Annotated in this window: 19 protein-coding genes and 1 riboswitch; of the genes, 14 read left to right on the top strand and 5 right to left on the bottom strand. The window is 75.7% G+C overall.

The genetic code is table 11. The features are described 5' to 3' along the window. Both AS188_RS08090 and AS188_RS08095 read left to right on the top strand, forming a co-directional pair. The gene (locus AS188_RS08090; RefSeq protein WP_058858429.1) at positions 1–840 is read left to right on the top strand and encodes an inositol monophosphatase family protein; all 840 of its coding nucleotides are present in this window, start codon (positions 1–3) and stop codon (positions 838–840) included. A 492-nt stretch (positions 841–1,332) separates the two neighbouring features. Then, entirely contained in the window at positions 1,333–2,049 is a 717-nt protein-coding gene (locus AS188_RS08095; protein WP_058858430.1) for a LysM peptidoglycan-binding domain-containing protein, read from the top strand. Positions 2,050–2,244: 195 nt separating this feature from the next. Here the strand turns inward: AS188_RS08095 and AS188_RS08100 are convergent, their stop codons facing one another. Then, positions 2,245–2,805 (bottom strand): hypothetical protein, encoded by a 561-nt coding sequence (locus AS188_RS08100; protein ID WP_147050428.1) that lies wholly within the window; start codon positions 2,803–2,805, stop codon positions 2,245–2,247. A 168-nt stretch (positions 2,806–2,973) separates the two neighbouring features. Between AS188_RS08100 and gatC the strand changes: the two genes are divergently transcribed. The 4 genes from gatC to AS188_RS08120 all read left to right on the top strand — a co-directional run bounded on the left by gatC (position 2,974) and on the right by AS188_RS08120 (position 7,620). Further along, entirely contained in the window at positions 2,974–3,270 is a 297-nt protein-coding gene (gene gatC / locus AS188_RS08105; protein WP_058858431.1) for an Asp-tRNA(Asn)/Glu-tRNA(Gln) amidotransferase subunit GatC, read from the top strand. 4 nt (positions 3,271–3,274) lie between these two features. Further along, a complete protein-coding gene (gatA, locus tag AS188_RS08110) occupies positions 3,275–4,909 on the top strand; it encodes an Asp-tRNA(Asn)/Glu-tRNA(Gln) amidotransferase subunit GatA (RefSeq protein ID WP_058858432.1) in 1,635 nt (544 codons plus the stop codon). Beyond that, positions 4,909–6,423, top strand: a complete 1,515-nt coding sequence (gene gatB / locus AS188_RS08115; RefSeq protein ID WP_058858433.1) for an Asp-tRNA(Asn)/Glu-tRNA(Gln) amidotransferase subunit GatB — start codon at positions 4,909–4,911, stop codon at positions 6,421–6,423. The genes gatA and gatB overlap by 1 nt, the downstream gene beginning before the upstream one ends. Before the next feature lie 84 nt (positions 6,424–6,507). Beyond that, positions 6,508–7,620, top strand: a complete 1,113-nt coding sequence (locus AS188_RS08120; RefSeq protein ID WP_058858434.1) for an NAD(P)/FAD-dependent oxidoreductase — start codon at positions 6,508–6,510, stop codon at positions 7,618–7,620. A 121-nt stretch (positions 7,621–7,741) separates the two neighbouring features. On the opposite strand, the gene AS188_RS08125 is transcribed toward AS188_RS08120, so the two are convergent. Next, complete coding sequence (locus AS188_RS08125; protein WP_058858435.1) at positions 7,742–9,913, bottom strand: S9 family peptidase; 2,172 nt, start codon at positions 9,911–9,913, stop codon at positions 7,742–7,744. A gap of 211 nt (positions 9,914–10,124) precedes the next feature. On the opposite strand from AS188_RS08125, the gene AS188_RS08130 reads away from it, so the two are divergent. Continuing rightward, the gene (locus AS188_RS08130) at positions 10,125–10,922 is read left to right on the top strand and encodes a CPBP family intramembrane glutamic endopeptidase (RefSeq protein WP_058858436.1); all 798 of its coding nucleotides are present in this window, start codon (positions 10,125–10,127) and stop codon (positions 10,920–10,922) included. A gap of 123 nt (positions 10,923–11,045) precedes the next feature. On the opposite strand, the gene AS188_RS08135 is transcribed toward AS188_RS08130, so the two are convergent. Beyond that, positions 11,046–11,684 (bottom strand): VOC family protein, encoded by a 639-nt coding sequence (locus AS188_RS08135; RefSeq protein WP_058858437.1) that lies wholly within the window; start codon positions 11,682–11,684, stop codon positions 11,046–11,048. 221 nt (positions 11,685–11,905) lie between these two features. After that, positions 11,906–12,020: riboswitch (SAM riboswitch) on the top strand. 77 nt (positions 12,021–12,097) lie between these two features. Here AS188_RS08135 and AS188_RS08140 point away from each other — a divergent pair. The 3 genes from AS188_RS08140 to AS188_RS08150 are packed head-to-tail and all read left to right on the top strand — an operon-like array spanning position 12,098 to position 15,373. Beyond that, complete coding sequence (locus AS188_RS08140) at positions 12,098–13,474, top strand: bifunctional o-acetylhomoserine/o-acetylserine sulfhydrylase (protein ID WP_058858438.1); 1,377 nt, start codon at positions 12,098–12,100, stop codon at positions 13,472–13,474. Beyond that, entirely contained in the window at positions 13,471–14,655 is a 1,185-nt protein-coding gene (metX, locus tag AS188_RS08145; RefSeq protein WP_058858439.1) for a homoserine O-acetyltransferase MetX, read from the top strand. The genes AS188_RS08140 and metX overlap by 4 nt, the downstream gene beginning before the upstream one ends. Positions 14,656–14,686: 31 nt before the next feature. After that, entirely contained in the window at positions 14,687–15,373 is a 687-nt protein-coding gene (locus tag AS188_RS08150) for an alpha/beta hydrolase (protein WP_058858440.1), read from the top strand. A 53-nt stretch (positions 15,374–15,426) separates the two neighbouring features. On the opposite strand, the gene AS188_RS08155 is transcribed toward AS188_RS08150, so the two are convergent. Next, positions 15,427–15,669 (bottom strand): RNA-binding S4 domain-containing protein, encoded by a 243-nt coding sequence (locus tag AS188_RS08155; protein ID WP_058858441.1) that lies wholly within the window; start codon positions 15,667–15,669, stop codon positions 15,427–15,429. 301 nt (positions 15,670–15,970) lie between these two features. Here AS188_RS08155 and AS188_RS08160 point away from each other — a divergent pair, with 301 nt between their 5' ends. Next, positions 15,971–17,353 (top strand): glycine--tRNA ligase, encoded by a 1,383-nt coding sequence (locus AS188_RS08160; RefSeq protein ID WP_058858442.1) that lies wholly within the window; start codon positions 15,971–15,973, stop codon positions 17,351–17,353. After that, positions 17,353–18,339: a GNAT family N-acetyltransferase gene (locus AS188_RS08165; RefSeq protein WP_058858443.1), complete on the top strand. Its 987-nt coding sequence runs from the start codon at positions 17,353–17,355 to the stop codon at positions 18,337–18,339. Before AS188_RS08160 ends, AS188_RS08165 begins: the two co-directional genes overlap by 1 nt. Positions 18,340–18,381: 42 nt before the next feature. Here AS188_RS08165 and AS188_RS08170 read toward each other — a convergent pair whose 3' ends face one another. Then, complete coding sequence (locus AS188_RS08170) at positions 18,382–19,347, bottom strand: DMT family transporter (protein WP_236944934.1); 966 nt, start codon at positions 19,345–19,347, stop codon at positions 18,382–18,384. Between the two features lie 324 nt (positions 19,348–19,671). Between AS188_RS08170 and dusB the strand changes: the two genes are divergently transcribed. Together dusB and AS188_RS08180 are read left to right on the top strand one after the other, a co-directional pair. Next, on the top strand, positions 19,672–20,871 hold the full coding sequence (dusB, locus tag AS188_RS08175; RefSeq protein WP_058858445.1) for a tRNA dihydrouridine synthase DusB: 1,200 nt from the start codon (positions 19,672–19,674) through the stop codon (positions 20,869–20,871). Positions 20,872–20,898: 27 nt separating this feature from the next. Next, positions 20,899–22,230 carry a deoxyguanosinetriphosphate triphosphohydrolase gene (locus tag AS188_RS08180; RefSeq protein WP_058858446.1) on the top strand — a complete coding sequence of 444 codons (1,332 nt, stop codon included), beginning with the start codon at positions 20,899–20,901 and terminating at the stop codon, positions 22,228–22,230. Positions 22,231–22,242 lie beyond the last annotated feature (12 nt).

Raw genomic sequence — 22,242 nt, forward strand, 5'->3', positions numbered from 1 at the left:
ATGGGACGCCACGACGACGTGCTGGAGGGCCTGGGCCCAAGCGGCCACGAGCTCGAGGAGCTGCTGGACACGGCGCTGGCCGCCGCCGCCGCGGGGGCCGAGGTGCTGCGCGGGCGCGACGGCGCGCACCTGGACGTCAGCGGCAAGGCCGAGGAGGGCGACTGGGTCACCCGCTTCGACGTCGCCGCCGAGCAGGCCGTGCTCCGCGCGATCCTGGACCGGCGCCCGCACGACACCGTCACCGGCGAGGAGTCCGGCACCCACCGGCCCGATGCGCCCTCGGGCATCCGCTGGTCCGTGGACCCGCTGGACGGGACCACCAACTTCATCCGCGACATCGTCTACTACTGCACCTCCGTGGCCGCCTCCGACGCCGAGGGCAACTGGCTCGTGGGCGTCGTCGACGCCCCCGCCCTGGGGCGGACGTACTACGCCGTGCGCGGGGCCGGGGCCTGGGTCGAGCGCGACGGCGCGTCCCGCCGCCTCTCCGGGCCGGTGCCGGGCCGCCCGGGCCGGCTCTACGGGACGGGCTTCGCCTACGACCCCGAGCGCCGGGAACGCCAGATCGATACTTTCTTGCGATCGATGAGGCAGTACACAGACATGCGGCGTCTGGGTTCGGCGGCCCTCGACCTGTGCATGGTCGCCGAGGGCACCCTCGACGGCTACGCCGAGCAGGGGCTGCACGAGCACGACTGGGCCGCCGGCGCGCTCATCGCCGAGGAGGCCGGCGCCCTCGTGGAGCGCCCCGACCTGCCTGCCGCGGCCGACGGCCCGGTGCCCGTCGCGGCCCGCCTGGCCGAGTGGATCACCGCACGTGAGCGGGGGATCCCGGGCTGAGCCCGGACGCCCGGGGAGCCCGCCGGGGCCGCCGCCCGGGGGTGTGAGCTCCCTCCCAGTCAACGGTCGTGACTTGACCGTGACCTTTTCGTGCCCGTAGCGTGATTCGCGGTGTTCGACGGTGGGCTCGTCCCCCGACCGGCACCAGGACCTCGGTCCCGCCGGCCCGGCCCTGCCGAGCCGGTCGCGCTTCCGGCCGCGGTGTGGGCTACACCACGTCGGCCGGAAAAGGGTGGTGCAACGGAAATCGTTACGCTACTGTTATCAACAGCTTCCCCGGGATTCCCCCAGGGGATCCCCGTGCGTCCGGGCGCCTCTGCCCTGACGTCACCCCACGAAGAACACAACTCCATGCCGGGTGCTGCCGTACCACCGCACGTCGTCCAAAGGGCAGCAACCTGTAAGCACACACCCAACACACTTCTGTCGGGTGGACGGCGGCGCGAAGACATCCGGGGACGGAAACGAGCGCAGGTGGCCCGAGGGAGCATCATGACCAACACCACTGCTGTTCGTCGCAACGTCCGTCGCGGTGCCGCCGCCCTCCTGCTCGGCGGGACCGCCGTCGGCGCCATGGCCCTGCCGGCCAACGCCGCCCCGACCTCCACCTGGGACGCCCTGGCGCAGTGCGAGTCCGGTGGCAACTGGAACATCAACACCGGCAACGGCTTCTCCGGTGGCCTGCAGTTCACCCCGTCCACCTGGGCCGCCTTCGGCGGCACTGGCGCTCCCCAGAACGCCACCAAGGCGCAGCAGATCGCCGTGGCCGAGAACGTCCTCGAGGGCCAGGGCTGGGGCGCGTGGCCCGCCTGCTCGGCCAAGCTCGGCCTGAGCGGTGCGGCCAACCCCTCCGAGAACCCGATGGGCACCGCCTCCACCGTGGCCCCGCAGTCCGTGCAGGCCCCGGCCCCGATCGAGGCGCCCGCCCCGGCTCCCGCCGCCGTGCAGGCCCCCGCCCCCGTCGAGGCCCCGGCGCCCGCTCCGGCCCCGGCTCCGGCCCCCGCCGCCGTCGAGTACGTGGCCCCGGCCGCGACCGCCGCCCCGGCCGCCTCGGGCGAGACCTACACCGTGGTCGCCGGCGACACCCTGTCGATCATCGCCGAGAAGCTCGGCCTCGAGAGCTGGGAGGCCCTGCACGCCGCCAACGCGGACGTCGTGGCCGATCCCAACCTGATCTTCCCGGGCCAGGTCCTGCAGCTGCCGGCCTGATCCTCCCGGATCCGGTCCACGCGAAGAGGGCCCCCACCGCACGGTGGGGGCCCTCTTTCTCGTGTCCGGTCTCGCAGGCCCGGGGCACACGGCCCCGCAGCCCCGGGGCACACGGTCCCGCCGGCCCGGGGCGCCCGGGGTCAGGGCGCCCCGCCGCCCGGGGTCAGGATGCGGGGGGAGCGGGGCGCCGGACGCTCATGCCCACAGCCACCGGCCGGCGGGCTCGGCGACCGCGTCGCCGAAGCCGACCGTGCGCTCCGCGCCCCTGACCCGGTAGGGCTGGACCACCGTCAGCGCGGCGCCCTCCCGGTGCTCGGTCTCGACGACCACGGCCTCCTGCGCCTGCCGGTCGGGCAGCGTCGCGGGGAAGGCCACGCCCGCGCACACGAGCTCGTCGCGCCGCTCCACGGCCAGGGCCCGCAGCGCCGCGAGCACCGCCTCGGGGGCGAGCCCGGCCGTTTCCCCGGGGTCCAGGGTGTCCAGCTCGTACTCGCCGTCCTTGCGCGCGGTGACGAGGAACGCGGGGAACGCCCCGTGCCGGCCCAGCTGCTCCTCGGCCACGGCCTGCACGTGGGCCATCAGGGTGTCGATCGTGGCGGCCGCGTCCCGGCTCACCCGCTGGCGCCAGGCGTTGGCGGCGTCGGCGGCGGAGCGGCCCGCCGAGGGGGCGCTGCGGGCCCGTCCGCGGGGGCGCTCCTGGCGGTCGCGGCCCGCGCCGCGGGCCTTCTTCGTGCGGGCGGGCTTCTTCTCGGCCATTCGGTGCAGCTCCTTCGCGGTTGCCCGCGCTCGTCGGTCGGGTCCTCCCAGGGTAGGCCCGCGCGGGCGCCCCGTCCGCCCGCAGCCGCTCCCGGGCCCGCCGGGGCCCGGCCGGGGCGCGGCTAGACTGGTCCGGACACCGAACCCGATCCCCGAGCAGGAGTCTGCATGTCCGCGATCACCCGCGAGCAGGTCGCCCACCTGGCGAAGCTCGCGCACATCGAGATGACCGAGGAGGAGCTGGCGGCCATGGCCGGGGAGCTCGACCTCGTCGTCGACTCGGTGGCGTCCGTCAGCGAGGCCGCCGGGCCCGACGTCCCGGCCACGAGCCACCCGATCCCGCTGCACAACGTCTTCCGCGAGGACGTGGTGGGCCCGACCCTCACGGCCGAGGAGGCCCTCGGCGGCGCCCCCGACCGCGCCGAGGGCAAGTTCAAGGTTCCCGCCATCCTGGACGAGGAGTAGTCGCATGCCGAACACCGGAACGCCCCAGGGCGTCGTCGGCCTCACGGCCGCCGAGCTCGCCGACCGCCTCGCCGCCGGGGAGACCACCTCGGTCGAGGCCGTCGAGGCCCACCTGGCCCGCATCGGGGCCACCGACGGCACGCCCGTCGACCCGTCCGACCGCTCGCGCGGGAAGGCCGGTCTCAACGCCTTCCTGCACGTCAACGCCGAGGAGGCCCTCGAGGTCGCCGCGGAGGTCGACGCCGCCCGCGCCCGCGGGGAGCAGCTGCCGGGGCTGGCCGGCGTGCCGATCGCCGTCAAGGACCTGATCGTCACGAAGGGCCAGCCGACCACCGCCGCCTCGCGGATGCTCGAGGACTGGCGCAGCCCCTACGACGCCACGGTCGTCGAGCGGTTGCGCGCGGCCCGGATGCCGATCCTGGGCAAGACGAACCTCGACGAGTTCGCGATGGGCTCCTCCAACGAGCACTCGGCCTTCGGCCCCGCCCGCAACCCGTGGGACCTCGCCCGCATCCCGGGCGGCTCCGGCGGCGGCTCCGCCGCGGCCGTGACGGCCTTCCAGGCGCCCCTGGCCCTGGGCACCGACACCGGCGGGTCCATCCGCCAGCCCGCCGCCGTGACCGGCTCGGTGGGCGTGAAGCCGACCTACGGCGGGGTCTCCCGCTACGGCGTGATCGCCATGGCCTCCTCCCTCGACCAGGTGGGCCCCGTCTCCCGCACGGTCCTCGACGCCGCCCTGCTGCACGAGGTCGTCGGCGGGCACGACCCGCGCGACTCCACCTCCCTGCCCGAGCCCGTGGGCGGGCTCGCCGCCGCCGCGCGGGCCGGGGCCGCCGAGGGCGGTCTGGCCGGGCTGCGGGTGGGCGTGGTCAAGGAGCTCACCGGCGAGGGCTTCCAGCCCGGCGTCGAGCAGCGCTTCCGGGAGGCCGTCGAGGCCCTGCGCGAGGCCGGGGCCGAGATCGTCGAGATCGAGACCCCGCACTTCCGCTACGCCCTGGGCGCCTACTACCTGATCATGTCCTCGGAGGTCTCCTCCAACCTCGCCAAGTACGACGGCGTGCGCTTCGGCCACCGCGTGCTGCCCGAGGAGGGGCCGCTGACGATCGAGCGCGTCATGGGCGCGACCCGCGCCGCGGGCTTCGGCGCGGAGGTCAAGCGCCGGATCATCCTCGGCACCTACGCCCTGTCCGCCGGCTACTACGACGCCTACTACGGCTCCGCGCAGAAGGTCCGCACCCTCGTCCAGCGCGACTTCGCCGCCGCGTTCGAGCAGGTCGACGTCCTCGTCTCCCCGACGGCCCCGACCACCGCGTTCGAGCTGGGCGCGGTGGACGAGTCCGCCGACCCGATGCAGATGTACCTCAACGACATCGCGACGATCCCCACGAACCTCGCCGGCATCCCGGCGATCTCCGTGCCCGGCGGCCTCGCCCCCGAGGACGGCCTGCCCGTGGGCATCCAGTTCATGGCCCCGGCCCGCGAGGACGCCCGGCTCTACCGCGCCGGCGCCGGCCTCGAGGCCCTGCTCGCCGACCGGTGGGGCGGGCCGCTGTGGCGGGACCTGCCGGAGACCACCGAGCTCGTCCGGGACCTGGCCGAGTCCACCCTGTCCGCCCCGGCCCGCGGAGGAGCCCGCTGATGACGCAGACGACCGCTGAGATCCTGTCCTTCGACGAGGCGATGGCCGCGTTCGACCCCGTGCTCGGCTTCGAGGTGCACGTGGAGCTGAACACGCGGACCAAGATGTTCGACGCCGCCCCGAACACCTTCGGCGACGAGCCCAACACGAACACCACGCCGGTCTCCCTGGGCCTGCCCGGGGTGCTGCCCGTGGTCAACCGCGCGGCCGTGGAGTCCGCCATCAAGCTCGGCCTCGCGCTGGGCTGCGAGATCCGCCCGGTCTCCCACTTCGCCCGGAAGAACTACTTCTACCCGGACACCCCGAAGAACTTCCAGACCTCCCAGTACGACGAGCCGATCGCCGAGAACGGCTCGATCGACATCGAGCTGGAGGACGGGACCGTCTTCACCGTGGAGATCGAGCGCGCCCACATGGAGGAGGACGCCGGCAAGCTCACCCACATGGGCGGGGCCGCCGGCCGCATCCAGGGCGCCGACTTCTCCCTGGTCGACTACAACCGCGCCGGGGTGCCGCTGATCGAGATCGTCACCCGGCCCATCGTCGGGGCCGGGGAGCGCGCCCCGGAGCTGGCGCGCGCCTACGTGGCCGCCATCCGCGAGATCGTGAAGAACCTCGGGATCTCCGACGCCCGCATGGAGCGCGGCAACGTCCGCTGCGACGCCAACGTCTCCCTCATGCCCAAGGGCGCCACCACCTTCGGCACCCGCTCGGAGACGAAGAACGTCAACTCCCTGCGGGCCGTCGAGCGCGCCGTGCGCTACGAGATCCAGCGCCACGCGGCCGTGCTGCAGGCCGGGGGCACGATCGTGCAGGAGACCCGGCACTGGCACGAGGACACCCGCTCGACCACGAGCGGGCGGCCGAAGTCCGACGCCGACGACTACCGCTACTTCCCCGAGCCCGACCTCGTGCCGGTCGTCACGGACGAGGCGTGGATCGAGCGGCTGCGCGCCGAGCTGCCCGAGCCCCCGGCCGAGCGCCGCCGCCGGCTCAAGGCCGACTGGGGCTACGCCGACCAGGAGTTCCGCGACGTCGTCAACGCCGGGGTGCTCGACGAGATCGAGCAGACCGTCGCCGCCGGGGCCACCCCGGCCGCGGCCCGCAAGTGGTGGATGGGCGAGATCGCCCGCCTGGCCAAGCAGCGGGAGGCCGAGATCGCCGAGCTCGGCGTCACCCCGGCCACCGTCGTCGAGCTCGACGGGCTGATCGCCGAGGGCCGGATCAACGACAAGCTCGCCAAGAAGGTCCTGGCCCACGTCCTGGACGGCGAGGGGAGTCCGGCCGAGGTCGTCGAGGCCCGCGGCCTGGCCGTGGTCTCCGACGACTCCGTGCTCACGGCCGCGATCGACGACGCCATGGCCGCGATGCCCGAGGTCGTCGAGAAGGTCAGGGGCGGGAAGGTCCAGGCCGTCGGCGCCCTCATCGGCCCGGTCATGAAGGCCACCCGCGGCCAGGCCGACGCCGCCCGCGTGCGCGAGCTGATCCTGGAGCGCCTCGGCGTGCAGGGCTGAGCCCGGCGCCGGGGGCCGCGCCCCGTCCGACCCGTCCTGCGGGCCGGGCGGGGCGCGGCCCCTTCCGCGTGCGAGCATGGGGGCATGGACCTCGACTGCGACGTGCTGGTGATCGGCGGCGGCATCGCCGGGCTCTCCCTGGCCTCGGAGCTGGCGCGGCGGCGCGGCACCGGGGCCGGCGTGGTGCTGGCCGAGGCCGAGCCCCGTCCGGCCCACCACACCTCCGGGCGCTCCGCCGAGCAGCTCATCCCCAGCTACGGACCCGCGCCCGTGCGCGAGCTCACGGAGCTGACCGTCGCCGCGCTGCTGGCCCCCGGCCCGGACGCGGAGCGGCCCGTGGCCTGGCCCTCGACCGTGGTCGTCGTCGGCGCGGGGGAGGCCCTGCGCGCCGAGGCCGTCCCGGGCACGACCGAGCTGGACCGGGAGGCCGTGCTCGGACTGTGCCCGGAGCTGGCGTGCGCACCGGCCGCGGAGGTCGAGGGCGGGCTGCTCGACACGACCTCGGTGCGCACCGACGCCGCCGCCCTGGTCGAGCGCCACCGGCGGGCGGCCGAGGCCGCCGGCGCCCGGATCCTGCTGCGGGCCCCCGTCACCGCCGCCGCCCGGGAGGACGGCGCCTGGGCGGTGCGCGCCGGGACCCACCGGGTGCGCGCCCGGCAGGTCGTGGTCGCGGCCGGGGCCTGGGCGGACGCGGTCGCCGGGCTCTTCGGGGCCGTCCCGCTGGGCCTGGTCCCGCTGCGGCGCACCGCGGCCCTCGTGCGCCTGGCCCGGCCCCTGGCCGCGGACCACCCCATGGTCGTCGCCGCCGGGGACGCCTGGTACTACCGCCGTGCCGGGGCGGGGGCGCTGGTCTCCCCGGCCGAGGCCGTGCCCAGCGAGCCGTGCGACGCCCGCCCCGTCGCCGCGGACGTCGACGCGCTCGTGGCCCGCCTCAACGAGCTGACGTGCCTGGGGATCACCGGGGTCGAGCGGGCCTGGACCGGGCTGCGCACCGAGGCCGCCGACGGGGTGCCCGTGTGCGGGCCGGACCCGGAGGTGCCCGGGCTGCTGTGGCTGGCCGGGCAGTCCGGCTACGGCTTCCAGACGAGCACGGCGATGGCCCGCGCGGCCGCCGACCTGCTGCTCGAGGGCGCGGTCGGCCCGTGGTGCACCCCCGCCACGGTCGCCGCCCTGGACCCGGCCCGTCTGCGCGGCTGAGCCCGGACCGCGGCCGGGGCCCCGTCCGGACCCCGGCCGCCTGCGCGGGAGGAGCACGGCGCCCGGCCCGCGCGGGGCGGTCCCGGCAGCCGGCCCGGGACGCACGCCCGCGCCCGGGGGCTCAGGCGCCGGCCAGGCCCATCTGGTCGAGCACCCACGCGTACTCCCAGGCGGTGTCGCGCCACTGCGCGTACCGGCCCGAGGCCCCGCCGTGGCCGCCGGCCATCTCGCAGCGCAGCAGCACCGGGTGCCCGGAGGTCGAGCGCTCGCGCAGGGCCGCGACCCACTTGGCCGGCTCGACGTAGAGCACCCGGGTGTCGTGCAGGCTCGTGACCGCGAGCACCGGGGGATAGGGCCGGGCCCCGACGTTCTCGTAGGGGGAGTACTCGCGCATGTACCGGTAGACGTGCGGGTCCTCGATGGGGTTGCCCCACTCCTCCCACTCCAGGGCCGTCAACGGCAGCGAGGGGTCCAGGATCGAGGTCAGCGGGTCCACGAACGGCACCGCCGCGAGGGCCCCGCAGTACTTCTCCGGGGCGAGGTTGAGCACCGCGCCCACGAGCAGGCCCCCGGCCGAGCCGCCCATCACGAGGATCCGCCGCTCGTCCACGTCCGGGCGGGCGGCCAGGTGGTCGGTGACGGCCACGAAGTCCGTGAACGTGTTGGCCTTGTGCAGCTTCTTCCCGTGCTCGTACCACGACCGGCCCAGCTCCCCGCCGCCGCGCACGTGCGCGACCGCCCACACCACGCCGCGGTCCAGCAGGGACAGCCGCGAGACGGAGAAGGCCGGGTCCGTGCTGTGCTCGTAGGAGCCGTAGGCGTACTGCAGCACCGGCGCGGGCACCGAGGGGTCGAGGTCGGCGCGCCGGACCAGCGAGACGGGGATGCGCGTGCCGTCGGCGGCGGTGGCCCAGTCGCGCTCCACGGTGTAGTCGGCCGGGTCGTAGCCGCCGAGCACCGTCGCCTCGCGGCGCAGCAGCGGCTCGGCCGGCAGGGCGTCGTCGTCGCCGGTGGCCCCGGCCGCGAAGACGTCGTAGACGCGCGGCGGGGTGGTGAAGGAGGTGTAGGACAGCCGCACCACGGGGGCGTCGAACTCCGCGGCCGCGACGGTAGCGGTGTAGAGCTCCTCCCCGAAGGCCGGCTCGACGGCGGCCGCGGCCGGGTCCGCCGCGAGCGCGGCCAGCGGCACGAGCCGGACCCGCAGCGTGGTCCCCGCGCGCACGGAGACCACCAGGTGCCCGGCGGTGACGGCGCAGCCGTGCACGCGCTCGCCGGGCACGGCGGGCACGACGTCGCGCAGCGCCACCTGCGCCACCGGCCGGCCCAGGTCGGCGGGGTCCATCAGCGAGACCCGGGAGTCGGGGGCCTCGTGGTCGTGGGTGAGCAGGATCTGCTCGCGCCCCCCGAGCAGGAACGGCTCGGCCTCGTAGAGCACCCGGTCGGTGCGCGGGAGCACGACCCGCGGCTCGGCGCCGGGGTCGTCGGCGGGCAGCAGGCGCACCTCGGAGTACTCCGAGCAGGCGGCCTCGAGCAGGATCCACCGCCGGTCGGCGGAGAGCCCGGCGCCCAGCCACAGGCCGGGGTCGTCCTCCTGCGCCACCACGACGTCCTCGGCCACCGGGGTGCCCAGCTCGTGGCGGCGCACCTGGTGGGGCCGCCAGGCGTCGTCGACCACCGTGTAGTAGACGCTCCGGGCGTCGGGGGAGAGGAACGCCCCGTAGAAGACGCCGGGGATCTCGTCCGCGAGCACGGCGCCGGTGACGAGGTCCTTCACGCGCAGCACGAAGCGCTCGTCGCCGGTGGTGTCCTCGGCCCACGCGAGCAGGCTCCCGTCCTCGGCGACGTCGAAGGAGCCCAGGGCGTAGAAGGAGTGCTTCGCGGCCTCGGCGTCGGCGTCCAGGAGCACCTGTTCCCCGGGCATGGGGGTGCCGGGCTCGACCACGGGCGGGGTCCAGTCGGCGAGAAGATCCCCGGTCGTGGCGGCGGGCACCCGGCAGAAGGACTGGTGGGCCCCGCCCTCCACGGTGCGGGCGAAGTACCACCAGTCCCCGCGCCGCTCGGGCACGGAGAGGTCGGTCTCCCGGGTGCGGGCGCGGATCTCCTCGTAGACCGTCTCCCGCAGCGGCCCCAGGTGGGCGGTGGAGGCCTCCGCGTAGTCGTTCTCCGCCCCGAGGTGGGCCAGCACCTCGGGGGACTCCTTCTCGCGCAGCCACTCGTAGGGGTCCTCGAAGAGGTGGCCGTGGAAGGCGCGCTGGGCGGGGCGGCGGTCGATCCGTGGGGGCTGGACAGTCATGGGGCCATCCTAGGGATCCGCGGACGACGGGCGGGACACCCCGTGGGACGGGGGAGCCGGGGACGGGACACCTCCGCGGGGCGGGGGAGCCGGGGCGCGGGCACCGGGACGGCGACGGGACGGCGGCGGGCCGGACGGGAGCCGGAGCGGGGGCGTCCCGCAGGGCGCCGGGGAACCGGGGCCGGGGAGCGGCGGGACCGATAATGGGCCGATGAGCACCCCCGCCGTCCCCGACCCGCCCGCGACCCCCGGCCGCGCCGCCCCCGTGCTGGGCTCGGCCCGCGCCGACCTGTGGACCCAGGTCCTGCTCGTGCTCGGCGTCTCCCTGGGGGCCTCCGCCGTCTACGCCGTGCTCTCCCTGGCCGAGCAACTCGCCCGGGGGCCCCTGGCCGAGGCGCAGGCGACCCTCAACCCGGCGCTGAGCCCCCTGCCGCTGCTGGACCTCGCCCGCCAGCTCGCCGGCATCGGCCTGGACCTCGTGCCGGTGCTGCTCGCGCTGTACCTGCTCGCCGGCTCCGCCGCGGCCCTGCCGGCCGTGCTGCGCCGGATCGGCCTCGACGCCCGCATGCCCTGGCCGGACCTGGGCCTGGGCGCGGTGCTCTTCCTGCTCATGGGCCTGGGCACCCTGGCCCTGTACGCGGCCGGGCGGGCCCTGGGCCTGACCGCCGCGGTCAGCACCTCGGGGCTGGGGGAGCACTGGTGGACGGTGCCGGTGCTGCTGGCCTCGGCGCTGCGCCACGCGCTGGTCGAGGAGGTCGTCGTCGTCGCCTTCCTCGCCGACCGGCTCACCCGGCTGGGCTGGCGCTGGCCCGCGGTGCTCGCCGCGACCGCCGTGTTCCGCGGGCTCTACCACGTCTACCAGGGCGTCGGCCCGTTCCTGGGCAACGTGGTCATGGGCCTGGTCTTCGCCGAGCTCTACCGGCGCACGGGCCGGGTCATGCCGCTCGTGGTGGCGCACTTCCTGCTCGACGCCGTCGGCTTCCTCGGCAGCGCCTGGCTGCTGGGCTGAGCCCCCGGGCCCGGCGGGACGCGGTACGGCGGCCCGCAGGACGGCGCGAGGGGCGGCGTCCGGCGGCTCCCGGGAGGGGAGAACCACCGAACGCCGCCCCTCGTGGTCCGGGCGGGCGGTGCCTCAGATGGTCACGGCCCCGTCGGGGGTCGTGAACGTCACCTCGAGCAGCCCCGGCGTGCCCTCCGGGTAGCGCCACTCGACCTCGAGGTCCTCGAGCACCTCCTCGACCGGCGCGCCCAGCCAGTCGGTGACCCGCTCCGGGGAGCCCGCGATGGACATCCCGTGCAGGCCCACGTCCGTGATCCGCGCCTGCGAGGGGTGCATCTCGGGGGCGGAGTCGAAGTGCACCATGAACGGCAGCTGCGGGTCCGCGATGAGACCCTTGACGCCGATCTGGTGCCACTGCAGGCACCGGCCGTCCGGGAACACCCGGTGGCCCGGCACCGCCTCGCGCCCCAGGCGCCGCTCGAACGGGGCCAGGTCCTCGACCTCCACGACCCAGCCCAGCCAGCCGCCGCCGGCGGCGGAGCGGGCCCGCACGGCCTGCCCGTAGGGCGCCTTCTCGGCCGCGGGGTGCTGGAGCACCTCGACGACCTCCACGTACTGGTGGTTGGTCAGCGGCAGGATCATGTTGCGGGTGCCGAAGCGCGGGTGCACCCCGCCCTTGACCGGCTCGATGCCCAGCCGGTCGGCGATGCGCTCCGTGGTGGCCTCGAGGCCCTCGGGGCGGCAGGCGTAGGACACGTGGTCGACTCTCATGGGCACATCGTGGCACCCTGTGAGATTCGTCTCCAAATCGGCTCGTCCCGCCCCGACACGGGCCCGCCCGGGCCGCACCGCGCACCGGCGCAGCACCGCCTCCCGGGCCGGTGCACGATCCTGCCCGGCCCGGTGCGCGCAGCGTCCGGGGCCGCCGCGCGGGCCCCGTCGGGCGGCCCCGGCTTGACGCCGCGTTCCCGGACTCAAGAGAATGAGCCGCAGGTCATGAGCGCCAGCACCGAGCCCCAGCTAGCTGGCCGGCAACCCTCCACCGCGGTGGGGTGCCCTGGGTGAAGACCAGGCTCCTCGCGCCCGGCGAGCGAGCAAGCGCGGGTCCTCGGTGCCCGGCCGCAGCCGGCCGCACCGCTCCGGCCGGACACCGGACCCCTGACCATCCGCAAGGAGCTCACGGCATGTCCGAGTCCCCCCGCACCACCACCGACGAGCGGCCCACGCCCGAGAACCCGGGCGGCTGGTCCTTCGAGACCCGGCAGATCCACGCCGGCCAGAGCCCCGACCCGGTCACCGGCTCGCGCGCGCTGCCGATCCACCAGACCACCTCGTTCGTCTTCCCGGACGCGCAGGCCGCCGCGGACCGCTTCGCGCTCGCCGAGCTCGGCCCCATCTACACCCGGATCGGCAACCCGACCACCGAGGTCGTCGAGAACCGGATCACCGCCCTCGAGGGCGGGGTGGGCGCGCTGATGCTCAGCGCCGGCCAGTCCGCCACGAGCTTCGCGGTGCTCAACCTCGCCGGGGCCGGCGACCACGTCGTGGCCAGCCCGAGCCTCTACGGCGGGACGTTCAACCTCTTCAAGTACACCCTGCCGAAGCTGGGCATCGAGACCACGTTCGTCGAGGACCCGGACGACCCCGAGGCGTGGCGGCGGGCCGTGCGGCCCACCACGAAGGCCTTCTTCGCCGAGTCGATCCCCAACCCGCGCAACGACGTGCTCGACATCGAGACGGTCGCGGGCCTCGCCCACGACGCCGGGGTCCCGCTGATCGTGGACAACACCGTGGCCACCCCCTACCTGGTGCGGCCCTTCGAGTGGGGCGCCGACGTCGTCGTGCACTCCGCGACCAAGTTCCTCGGCGGCCACGGCACCGCGATCGGCGGGGTGATCGTCGACGCCGGGCGCTTCGACTACGGCCGCGACCCCGAGCGCTTCCCCGGGTTCAACCAGCCGGACGAGTCCTACGGCGGGCTCGTCTACGCCGAGACCCTCGGCGCGGACGGCCCGTTCGGCGTCAACCTCTCCTACATCCTCAAGGCCCGGGTGCAGCTGCTGCGCGACCTCGGCTCCTCGATCTCCCCGTTCAACGCGTTCCTCATCGAGCAGGGCACCGAGACGCTGTCCCTGCGCATGGAGCGCCACGTGGCCAACGCCGAGGCGGTCGCCCGGTGGCTCGAGGCCCGCGACGACGTCCGCTCCGTCTCCTACGCCGGGCTGGCCTCCTCACCGTGGCACGCCCGCGCCCGCAAGTACGCCCCGCGCGGGGCCGGGTCGATCGTGGGCTTCGTGCTCGACGGCGGGCGGGAGGCCGGCTCCGCGTTCGTCGACGGGCTCACGCTGCACTCCAACGTCGCCAACATCGGCGACGTCCGCTCGCTGGTGATCCACCCCGCCTCGACCACCCACAGCCAGCTGCTGCCCGAGGAGCAGCTGGCCGCCGGGGTCGAGCCCGGCTTCGTGCGCCTGTCCGTGGGCCTGGAGCACGTCGAGGACATCCTCGCCGACCTCGAGCAAGGCTTCGCCGCCGCCGCGGCCCGCGGGGGCGCGGCATGACGGTGGTCCTGCCGCGCGGCGCGGCCGCCCCCGGACCGGTCCGCGAGGACGGGGTGCTGCGCCACGCCGAGATCGGCACGCTGGAGCTCGAGTCCGGGTTCCGGCTGCCCGGGGTGCGCCTGGCCTACGAGACGTGGGGCACCCTGGCCCCGGACGGCTCCAACGCCGTGCTGGTCGAGCACGCCCTCACCGGCGACACCCACGTGGCCTCCGGCCGCGCCCGTCCCGGCGCCCCCGCGGACGAGCAGCGCGCCGCCGAGGCCGGCGGCTGGTGGGAGGGCCTCGTCGGTCCCGGTGCGGCGATCGACACCGACCGGTGGTTCGTGGTCTGCGCCAACATCGTCGGCGGCTGCTACGGCTCCACCGGCCCCGCCAGCCCGGCCCCGCCCGAGGTGGACCCCGAGGGGCGGCCGTGGGGCTCGCGCTTCCCCATGATCACGATCCGCGACGCCGTGCGCGCCGAGGAGGCCCTCGCCGACGCCCTGGGCGTCGGCGCGTGGCGGCTGGTGATCGGCGGGTCGATGGGCGGGGCCCGGGCCCTGGAGTGGGCCGTCACCGTCCCCGACCGGGTGCGCGCCTGCGCCGTGATCGCCGCGTGCGCCCAGTCCAGCGCCGAGCAGATCGCCTGGGGGCAGGCGCAGAACCTGGCCATCCGCCAGGACCCGGACTTCCGCGGCGGCGACTACTACGACGGCCCCGCCCCCGTGGCCGGCCTCGGCCTGGCCCGGCGGATCGCCCACGTCACCTACCGCTCCGCCGCGGAGCTGCACCACCGCTTCGGGCGCACCCCGCAGGGGGAGCGGGACGTGATCGGCGCCCGCCCGGCCGAACGAGGCCGCTACCAGGTGGAGAGCTACCTCGACCACCAGGCCTCCAAGCTCGCCGGGCGCTTCGACGCCAACTCCTACCTCGTGGTCAACGAGGCCCTGATGTCCCACGACGTCGCCCGCGGCCGCGGCACCCTCGAGGAGGCGCTGGCCCGCGCCTCGTGCGAGTGGCTCGTGGCCGCGGTGGACTCCGACCGGCTCTACCTGCCGCACGAGTCCGACGTCCTGGCCGCGGCCCTGCCGGGGGAGGTGCGCCGGCGCACCCTCACCTCGCCCTCCGGTCACGACGGGTTCCTCATCGAGGGCCCCCAGCTCGGGAAGCTGCTCGTGGAGACCGTCCTGCGGGAGGACTGAGCCGTCCGCGGCGGGTGGCACACTGGGGACCATGACCGACGCCCCCGCCGATCCCACGACCGCCCACCCCGGTGCGGCCCCCGCGCCGTTCGCCGTGTGGAGCAACGACGCCGACGCCCGCCCCGGGACCCCGCTGCTCGTGCTGCTGCACGGCTACGGCTCCCACGAGCAGGACCTCATGGGGCTGCTGCCCGCGCTGCCGCCCGAGTTCAGCGTGGTCTCCCTGCGGGCCCCGCAGCCGGTGCAGGCGGGCTACCAGTGGTTCCCGCTCTCCGGCGAGCTCGGCTTCTCCGCCGAGGCGGTCGTGGAGGCGGTGCTCCCGGTGGCCGCCTGGCTGCGCGAGCGCGCCGCCGAGCACCCGAGCACCACCCTGCTGGGCTTCTCCCAGGGCATGGCGATGGCCACCTCGCTGGCCCGCCACATGCCCGGGGAGATCGCCGCGGTCGTGGGGCTGTCCGGGTTCGTGGTCCCGGGGGAGCACCCCGCCTTCGACGACGCCCGGCTGCGGGAGCGGCCGCTGCCGCTGTTCTGGGGCCGGGACCCGCAGGACCCGGTCATCCCGCCGGCGCTCGTGGACGCCACGGCCGAGTGGGCGCTCGAGCACGCCGACGCCATGAAGGTCCAGTACACCGGGATCGGCCACGGCATCGGCCCCCAGGAGCTCGGCCACGTCGGGGAGTACCTGCGCCACGTGGTCCTGGGCGCCCGCGCCTCCTGAGGGCCGCGCCCTCCCGAGAACCCCGTCCCTCCCGGGTGCGGGACCGGAACGGCTCAGTCCGCGGCGGTGATCCGCACGGCGGCGCCGCCGGCGGCGACCACGTCCCCCGGGTGCAGCTGGCGGCCGCGGCGGGTCTCGACCTCGCCGTTGACCCGCACCTGCCCGTCCTCCACGAGAGCCCGGGCCTGGGCCCCGTCCTCGGCGAGGTTCGCGAGCTTCAGCGCCTGACCGAGGCGGATCATCCCGTCGCGGATCGGCAGGTCGTCGGCGGGTCCGGGGTGCTGGGAGGTCGTCATGGGCCCATTCTCCCGCACCCGCCCCGGCACGCCCACATCCTCCGGGCACGCTCCCGCCCCGCGCCCGGACAGCACCCCGGCCGGCCACGGAGCGGCGGCGGCGCGGTGCCGCGGACCGCGGCCGGTCCGGCCCGGGCGGCGGGCCCGTCGACAATTGGCTACCCTGGGGCGAGGACGTCGCACGCGGCGTCCTCGTTCGTGACGGCCGCAGGCCGTCCGCCCCGCGGCGGACACGCCGGGGGCGACCCATCCCACGCGCGTCCGCAGCCGGCGGTCGGGCGAGACCCCGGAGGAAACCCCTATGGCCCCCAAGACCACGCTGGACAACGTCATCTCGCTGGCCAAGCGCCGCGGATTCGTCTTCCAGGCGGGTGAGATCTACGGCGGCTCCCGCTCCGCCTGGGACTACGGGCCCCTGGGCGCGGAGCTGAAGGAGAACATCAAGCACGAGTGGTGGCAGACCTTCGTGCGCGGGCGCGAGGACATGGTGGGCCTGGACTCCTCGATCATCCTGCCCAAGGCCGTGTGGGAGGCCTCCGGGCACGTGGCGACCTTCACCGACCCGCTCGTCGAGTGCCTCTCCTGCCACAAGCGCGCCCGCCAGGACCACCTGCTGGAGGCCTTCGAGGAGAAGAAGGGCCGGGCCCCCGAGAACGGCATGGCCGAGATCCCCTGCCCCAACTGCGGCACCAAGGGGCAGTGGACGGACCCGCAGCAGTTCTCCGGGCTGATGAAGACCTTCCTGGGCCCCGTGGACAACGAGGAGGGCCTGCACTACCTGCGGCCCGAGACCGCCCAGGGCATCTTCGTGAACTTCAACAACGTGGTGACCGCCGCCCGCAAGAAGCCGCCGTTCGGCATCGGCCAGATCGGCAAGGCCTTCCGCAACGAGATCACCCCGGGCAACTTCATCTTCCGCACCCGCGAGTTCGAGCAGATGGAGATCGAGTACTTCACCCACCCGGACGAGGCCGCCCGCTGGTTCGACGAGTGGGTCGAGGCCTGCTGGAGCTGGTTCACCGACCTGGGCATCGACCCGGAGAACATGCGCCGCTTCGACGTCCCGGCCGAGGAGCGGGCCCACTACTCGGCGGGCACGATCGACATCGAGTACCGCTTCGGCTTCCAGGGCAACCCGTGGGGCGAGCTGATGGGCGTGGCCAACCGCACCGACTACGACCTCGGCGTGCACAACGAGCACTCCAACGCGGAGCTGAGCTTCTTCGACCAGCAGACCGAGGAGCGCTACGTCCCCTACGTGATCGAGCCCTCCTTCGGGCTGACCCGGTCGATGATGGCCTTCCTCGTCGATGCCTACACCGAGGACGAGGCGCCCAACTCCAAGGGCGGGGTGGACAAGCGCACCGTGCTCAAGCTCGACCCGCGCCTGGCCCCGGTCAAGGCCGCCGTGCTGCCGCTCTCGCGCAACGAGCAGCTCTCGCCCAAGGCCCGCGACCTCGCCGCGGAGCTGCGCCGGAAGTGGAACATCGACTTCGACGACGCCGGGGCGATCGGGCGCCGCTACCGCCGCCAGGACGAGATCGGCACCCCGTACTGCATCACCGTGGACTTCGACACCCTCGAGGACCAGGCCGTGACCGTGCGCGAGCGCGACGCCATGACCCAGGAGCGGGTCTCCCTCGACCGCGTCCGCTCCTACCTCGCCGAGAAGCTCGACTGCTGATGCGCACCCCCGCCGGCCTGAGCATCCGTCCCTGGCGGGACGGCGACGACCTGCGGCTGCTCGAGGTCTGGCCCGACCCCGAGACCCCGCAGTCCCAGCAGTTCCGGGCCCTCCTGCGCCCCGACGACGACGCTCCGTGGTCGCGCACGCTGGTGGCCGAGGACTCCGGCGTGCCCGTGGCCGCCGGCACGGTCCACGAGTCGCCCCTGCACCCGCTGCGGCTGTGGGCCTGGGTCGAGGTCGCCCCCGACCGCCGCGGCGAGGGGATCGGCACCGCGCTGCTGGCCCGGCTGCGCGCCGAGGCCGCCTCCGCGCCGTCGGGCACCACGGCCCTGCGCACCCGGGTGGCCCCCGGCTCGGCGGGGGAGCGCTTCGCCCGCGCCGCGGGCCTGGACCCGGTGCGCACCTCGCGCGTGGTGCGGGTCGGGGCCGGCGCGCTGCCGGTGCGCCCGCTCGACGCCGGCCCGGACGGCTCGCCCGCCCAGACGGTCGAGGACCTGGCCACCGGCTCGGTCGAGCTCACCCGGGCCCTGTGGGAGTTCTACCGGGCCGAGCACGGCTGGGACCCGCCGGCCGACCTGCCCGTGGGCCGGGTGAACACCCTCTTCCTCTCCGACGCCGCCCACGCCTTCGGGGCCGTCGTGCTGCGCAACGGCGCGGCCCCGGGGGAGCGGGGCCGGATCTCCGCCTTCGCGGTCAGCTACCGCCCCGTGGAGCTCGACGCCGCCCCGGGGGCCGCGCCCCAGGGGCCGGCCGAGGCCGCGGCCAACGTCCTGCTGGGCTGGGCCCCGGGTGATCCCGCGGCCGGGCGGGCCCTCGAGCAGCTGCTCGCGCTGCTGGTGCACGACCGTCCGGTGCAGCTGCAGGTGGACGGGACCACCTCCCCGCTGGCGGTCGTGGTCGAGAACCTGCTGGCCGCGGGCGCGGCCGCCGTCGTCGAGGAGTCCGTGGTCCTCGCCGAGCCCGCCGCCGAGCCCGTCCGGTAGGCCCGCCGGTCCGGGTGCCCGGACCGGCGGCGCCCGGACCGCTCAGGCCCCGGGGCGGGGGACCGGCACGCCACCGGCCGCCGGGCTGTCCCGGGGGTCCCGTCCGGGTGCGCCGGCCCCCGGCGAGGCGCCGCCGCCGTCCTCCCCGGTGTCGTCCCCGCCGGGAGCCAGGGCCAGCACCACGAGGGCGGTCCCCAGCACGCCCAGGCCCGCCCAGCCCACCGGCGGCAGCCGCTCGCCGACCACGGCCACCGCCAGCAGGGCGGCCACGGCCGGCTCGGCGAGGGTCAGGGTCGTCGCGGTGCTCGGGCGCAGCCGGGTCAGCCCGAGGCCGAAGAGCCAGTAGCCGAGGAACATCGGCACCAGCGCCATGTAGGCGGCCACGGCGAACGAGCTCCCCGAGGCCAGCAGGGGCGCCCCCGTGAGCAGCAGCACGGGCAGCAGCAGCGCGCCGCCGGCGCCGAAGACCGCCCCCATCGACGCCGCACGGCCCACCCCGTGGCCCATCAGGCGGTGGACCGTACAGGAGTAGAGGGCGTAGGCGGCTCCGGCGACCAGCCCCAGCCCCACCCCCGCGGCGCTCGCCCCGGCGGAGCCCGCGGTGCGCCCGGTCCCGGACAGGCACAGCAGGGTGCTCCCGGTCGTGCCCAGGGCGGCGGCGAGCATCCACCACCGGCCCAGCGGCCGCCGCTCGAGCACCCGCTCGAGCACGCCGGAGGCGAGCGGGGCCGAGGCCAGGGAGACCACCGTGCCGATCGCGACCCCGGCCAGGTGCATCGAGGAGTAGAAGGCCAGCGGGTAGACGGCCACCGCCGCGGCCCCCGCCGCGACGAGGGGCCGGTGGGACCGCAGACCGGTGCGCGCCCGGCGCAGGGCGGGCAGGGCGATCGCCGCCTGCAGCAGCCCGCCGATCCCGAGGGCCGCGGCCCCGATCGCCAGGGGGCCGGCGCCCGGGGCGAAGGTCGCCGCCGTGCCCGTGGTGCCCCACAGGACTGCGGTCGTCAGCACGGCCGCGACCCCGGCGGGGGTGCCCGGCGCCGCGCGGGGGCCCGCGGCCCTCACGGCGCCGCCGTCCCCGCAGGGCCCGCTGCGCGGGACCGGGGCGGGACCAGGTCGCTTGTCGTCATCGCCGTCCCTTCGTCGACCGGCCGCGAGTCTACCCGGCGGCCCGCCCGGCGGCCCGCCCGGCGGCCGGTCCGCCGGGCGGGACACCGGCCGGCGCGGGGACCCGTGCTGCCCGCGGTCCCCGCGCTGGGGCAGGTCCCCGCCCGTGACGGGGGCGAGGACCCCGGCTCCTGCGGCGTCGGCCGTCCGTGAGAGAATTCCCCGGTGATGGACACGACCACGACGCAGCGCCCGACGCACGACCCGGCACCGCCGGCACGCCTCGACCTGCCGCCCCTGCGGCTGGGGAGGCTGACGGTCGACGTGCCGGTCGTGCTCGCCCCGATGGCGGGCGTGACCAACAAGGCGTTCCGCCGCCTGTGCCGCGAGTACGGCGGCGGGCTCTACGTCACGGAGATGGTCACCGCCCGCGCGCTCGTGGAGCGCCGGCCCGAGTCGATGCGGATCATCGACCACGACCCGGACGAGACGCCCCGCTCCATCCAGATCTACGGGGTGGACGCGGTCAACGTCGGCCGGGCCGTGCGCATGGTCGTCGAGGAGGACCGCGCCGACCACGTCGACCTCAACTTCGGCTGCCCCGTGCCCAAGGTCACCAAGCGCGGCGGCGGCTCCGCCCTGCCGTGGAAGACCGACCTGTTCACCGCGATCGTGCGCACCGCCGTCGAGGAGGCCTCCCGCGGGGACGTGCCCGTGACCGTGAAGATGCGCAAGGGCATCGACGACGAGCACCTGACCTACCTCGAGGCCGGCCGGATCGCGCGCGACCACGGGGTCGCCGCGGTCGCCCTGCACGGGCGCACCCTCGAGCAGCACTACTCCGGGACCGCCGACTGGGACGCGATCGCACGGCTGCGCGAGGCCCTGCCGGACATCCCGGTGCTGGGCAACGGGGACATCTGGAGCGCCGAGGACGCCGTGCGGATGGTCGAGCGCACCGGCGTGGACGGCGTGGTGGTCGGACGCGGCTGCCAGGGCCGCCCCTGGCTGTTCGGCGACCTCCAGGCCGCCTTCGAGGGCCGCGCCGAGCGCTTCCGCCCCGACCTCGCGACCGTCGCCGGCATCCTGCGCCGCCACGCCCAGCTGCTCGTGGAGACCTTCGGGGACGAGGGCAAGGGCGTGCGCGAGATCCGCAAGCACGTCGCCTGGTACTTCAAGGGCTACCCGGTGGGCGGGGAGCTGCGCGCCCGGCTCGCCCAGGTCCCCGACCTCGCGACCCTCGAGGCGCTGCTGGCCGAGCTCGACCCGGACGTCGGCTACCCGGGGACGGCGGTCGAGGGCCCCCGCGGCCGCGCCGGCTCCCCGCGCCGGGCCCACCTGCCCGACGGCTGGCTGGCCTCCCGGGAGCTCGGCGACGCCGAGCGCCTCGGGCTGACCGCCGCCGAGCTCGACGTCTCCGGCGGCTGAGCACCGCCCCCACCCGAGAGGACCGGCATGCACCACATCTCCGTCGAGGCCGACCGCCCGGCCGTGCCCGCCCCGGGCTACGAGCCCCGGGACGCCGAGCGGCGGGTGGCCGAGGAGCACCACAACCGCCACCGCTCGGACTTCGAGCGCGACCGGGCGCGGATCCTGCACTCCGCCGCGCTGCGGCGGCTGGCCTCGAAGACGCAGGTGGTCTCCCCGGACACCGACGACTTCGTGCGCAACCGGCTCACGCACTCCCTCGAGGTCGCCCAGATCGGCCGGGAGCTGGGCCGGATGCTCGGCTGCGACCCCGACGTCGTCGACGCCGCCTGCCTCTCCCACGACCTCGGCCACCCGCCGTTCGGGCACAACGGCGAGGCCGCCCTCGACGAGCTGGCCCGGTCGGTCGGCGGCTTCGAGGGCAACGCCCAGACCCTGCGCCTGCTCGCGCGCCTCGAGCCCAAGGTCCTCGACGACGACGGGCGCCCCGCCGGGCTCAACCTCACCCGCGCCGCCCTCGACGCCGCGTGCAAGTACCCCTGGCGCGCCGAGGACGCCCCGCTGCGCGCCGACGGCACCCGCTCCCGCAAGTTCGGCGTCTACGAGGACGACCTGCCCGTGTTCGCGTGGATGCGCGAGGGCGCGCCCGCGGGCACCACGTGCCTGGAGAGCCAGGTGATGGACCTCGCCGACGACATCTCCTACTCCGTGCACGACGTCGAGGACGCCATCGCCTCCGGGCTCGTGCAGCTGGGCTGGCTCGCCGACACCGCCCAGCGGGAGAAGGTCGTGGAGTGGACCCGCCGCTGGTACCTGCCGCACACCGACCCCGCCGTGCTCGACGCCGCCCTCACCCGCCTCGAGGACACCCCGCTGTGGCTGCGGGAGATGGACGGCTCCCACCGCGCCCTGGCCCGGCTGAAGAACATGACCAGCCAGCTCATCGGCCGCTTCGCGATGTCCGCCGAGCACGCCACCCGGGCCATCTACGGCGACGAGCCCCTGACCCGCTACGCCGCCCGGCTCGTGGTCCCCGAGGACACCGCCACCGAGATCGCCGTGCTCAAGGGCATCGCCACCGCCTACGTGATGACCGTCCGGGACGCGCAGCCGATCTACGAGAACCAGCGCGAGGTGCTCTCGATCCTCGTCACCGCGCTGATGGACACCGACGGCCGGCACCTCTCGGCCGCCTTCGCCGAGGACTGGCACGCCATCGGGGACGGCCCCGGCGCCGAGGCGGCACGGCTGCGGCTCGTCGTGGACCAGGTCGCGTCCCTCACCGACCTCTCCGCCGTCGCCCTCCACGACCGCATCCGCGGCACGCACTGGCGGGTGGGGGACAAGCCCCTCTGGTGAGCCCGGGCGGAC

This window comes from Kocuria flava (assembly GCF_001482365.1).
Lineage (GTDB): Bacteria > Actinomycetota > Actinomycetes > Actinomycetales > Micrococcaceae > Kocuria > Kocuria flava.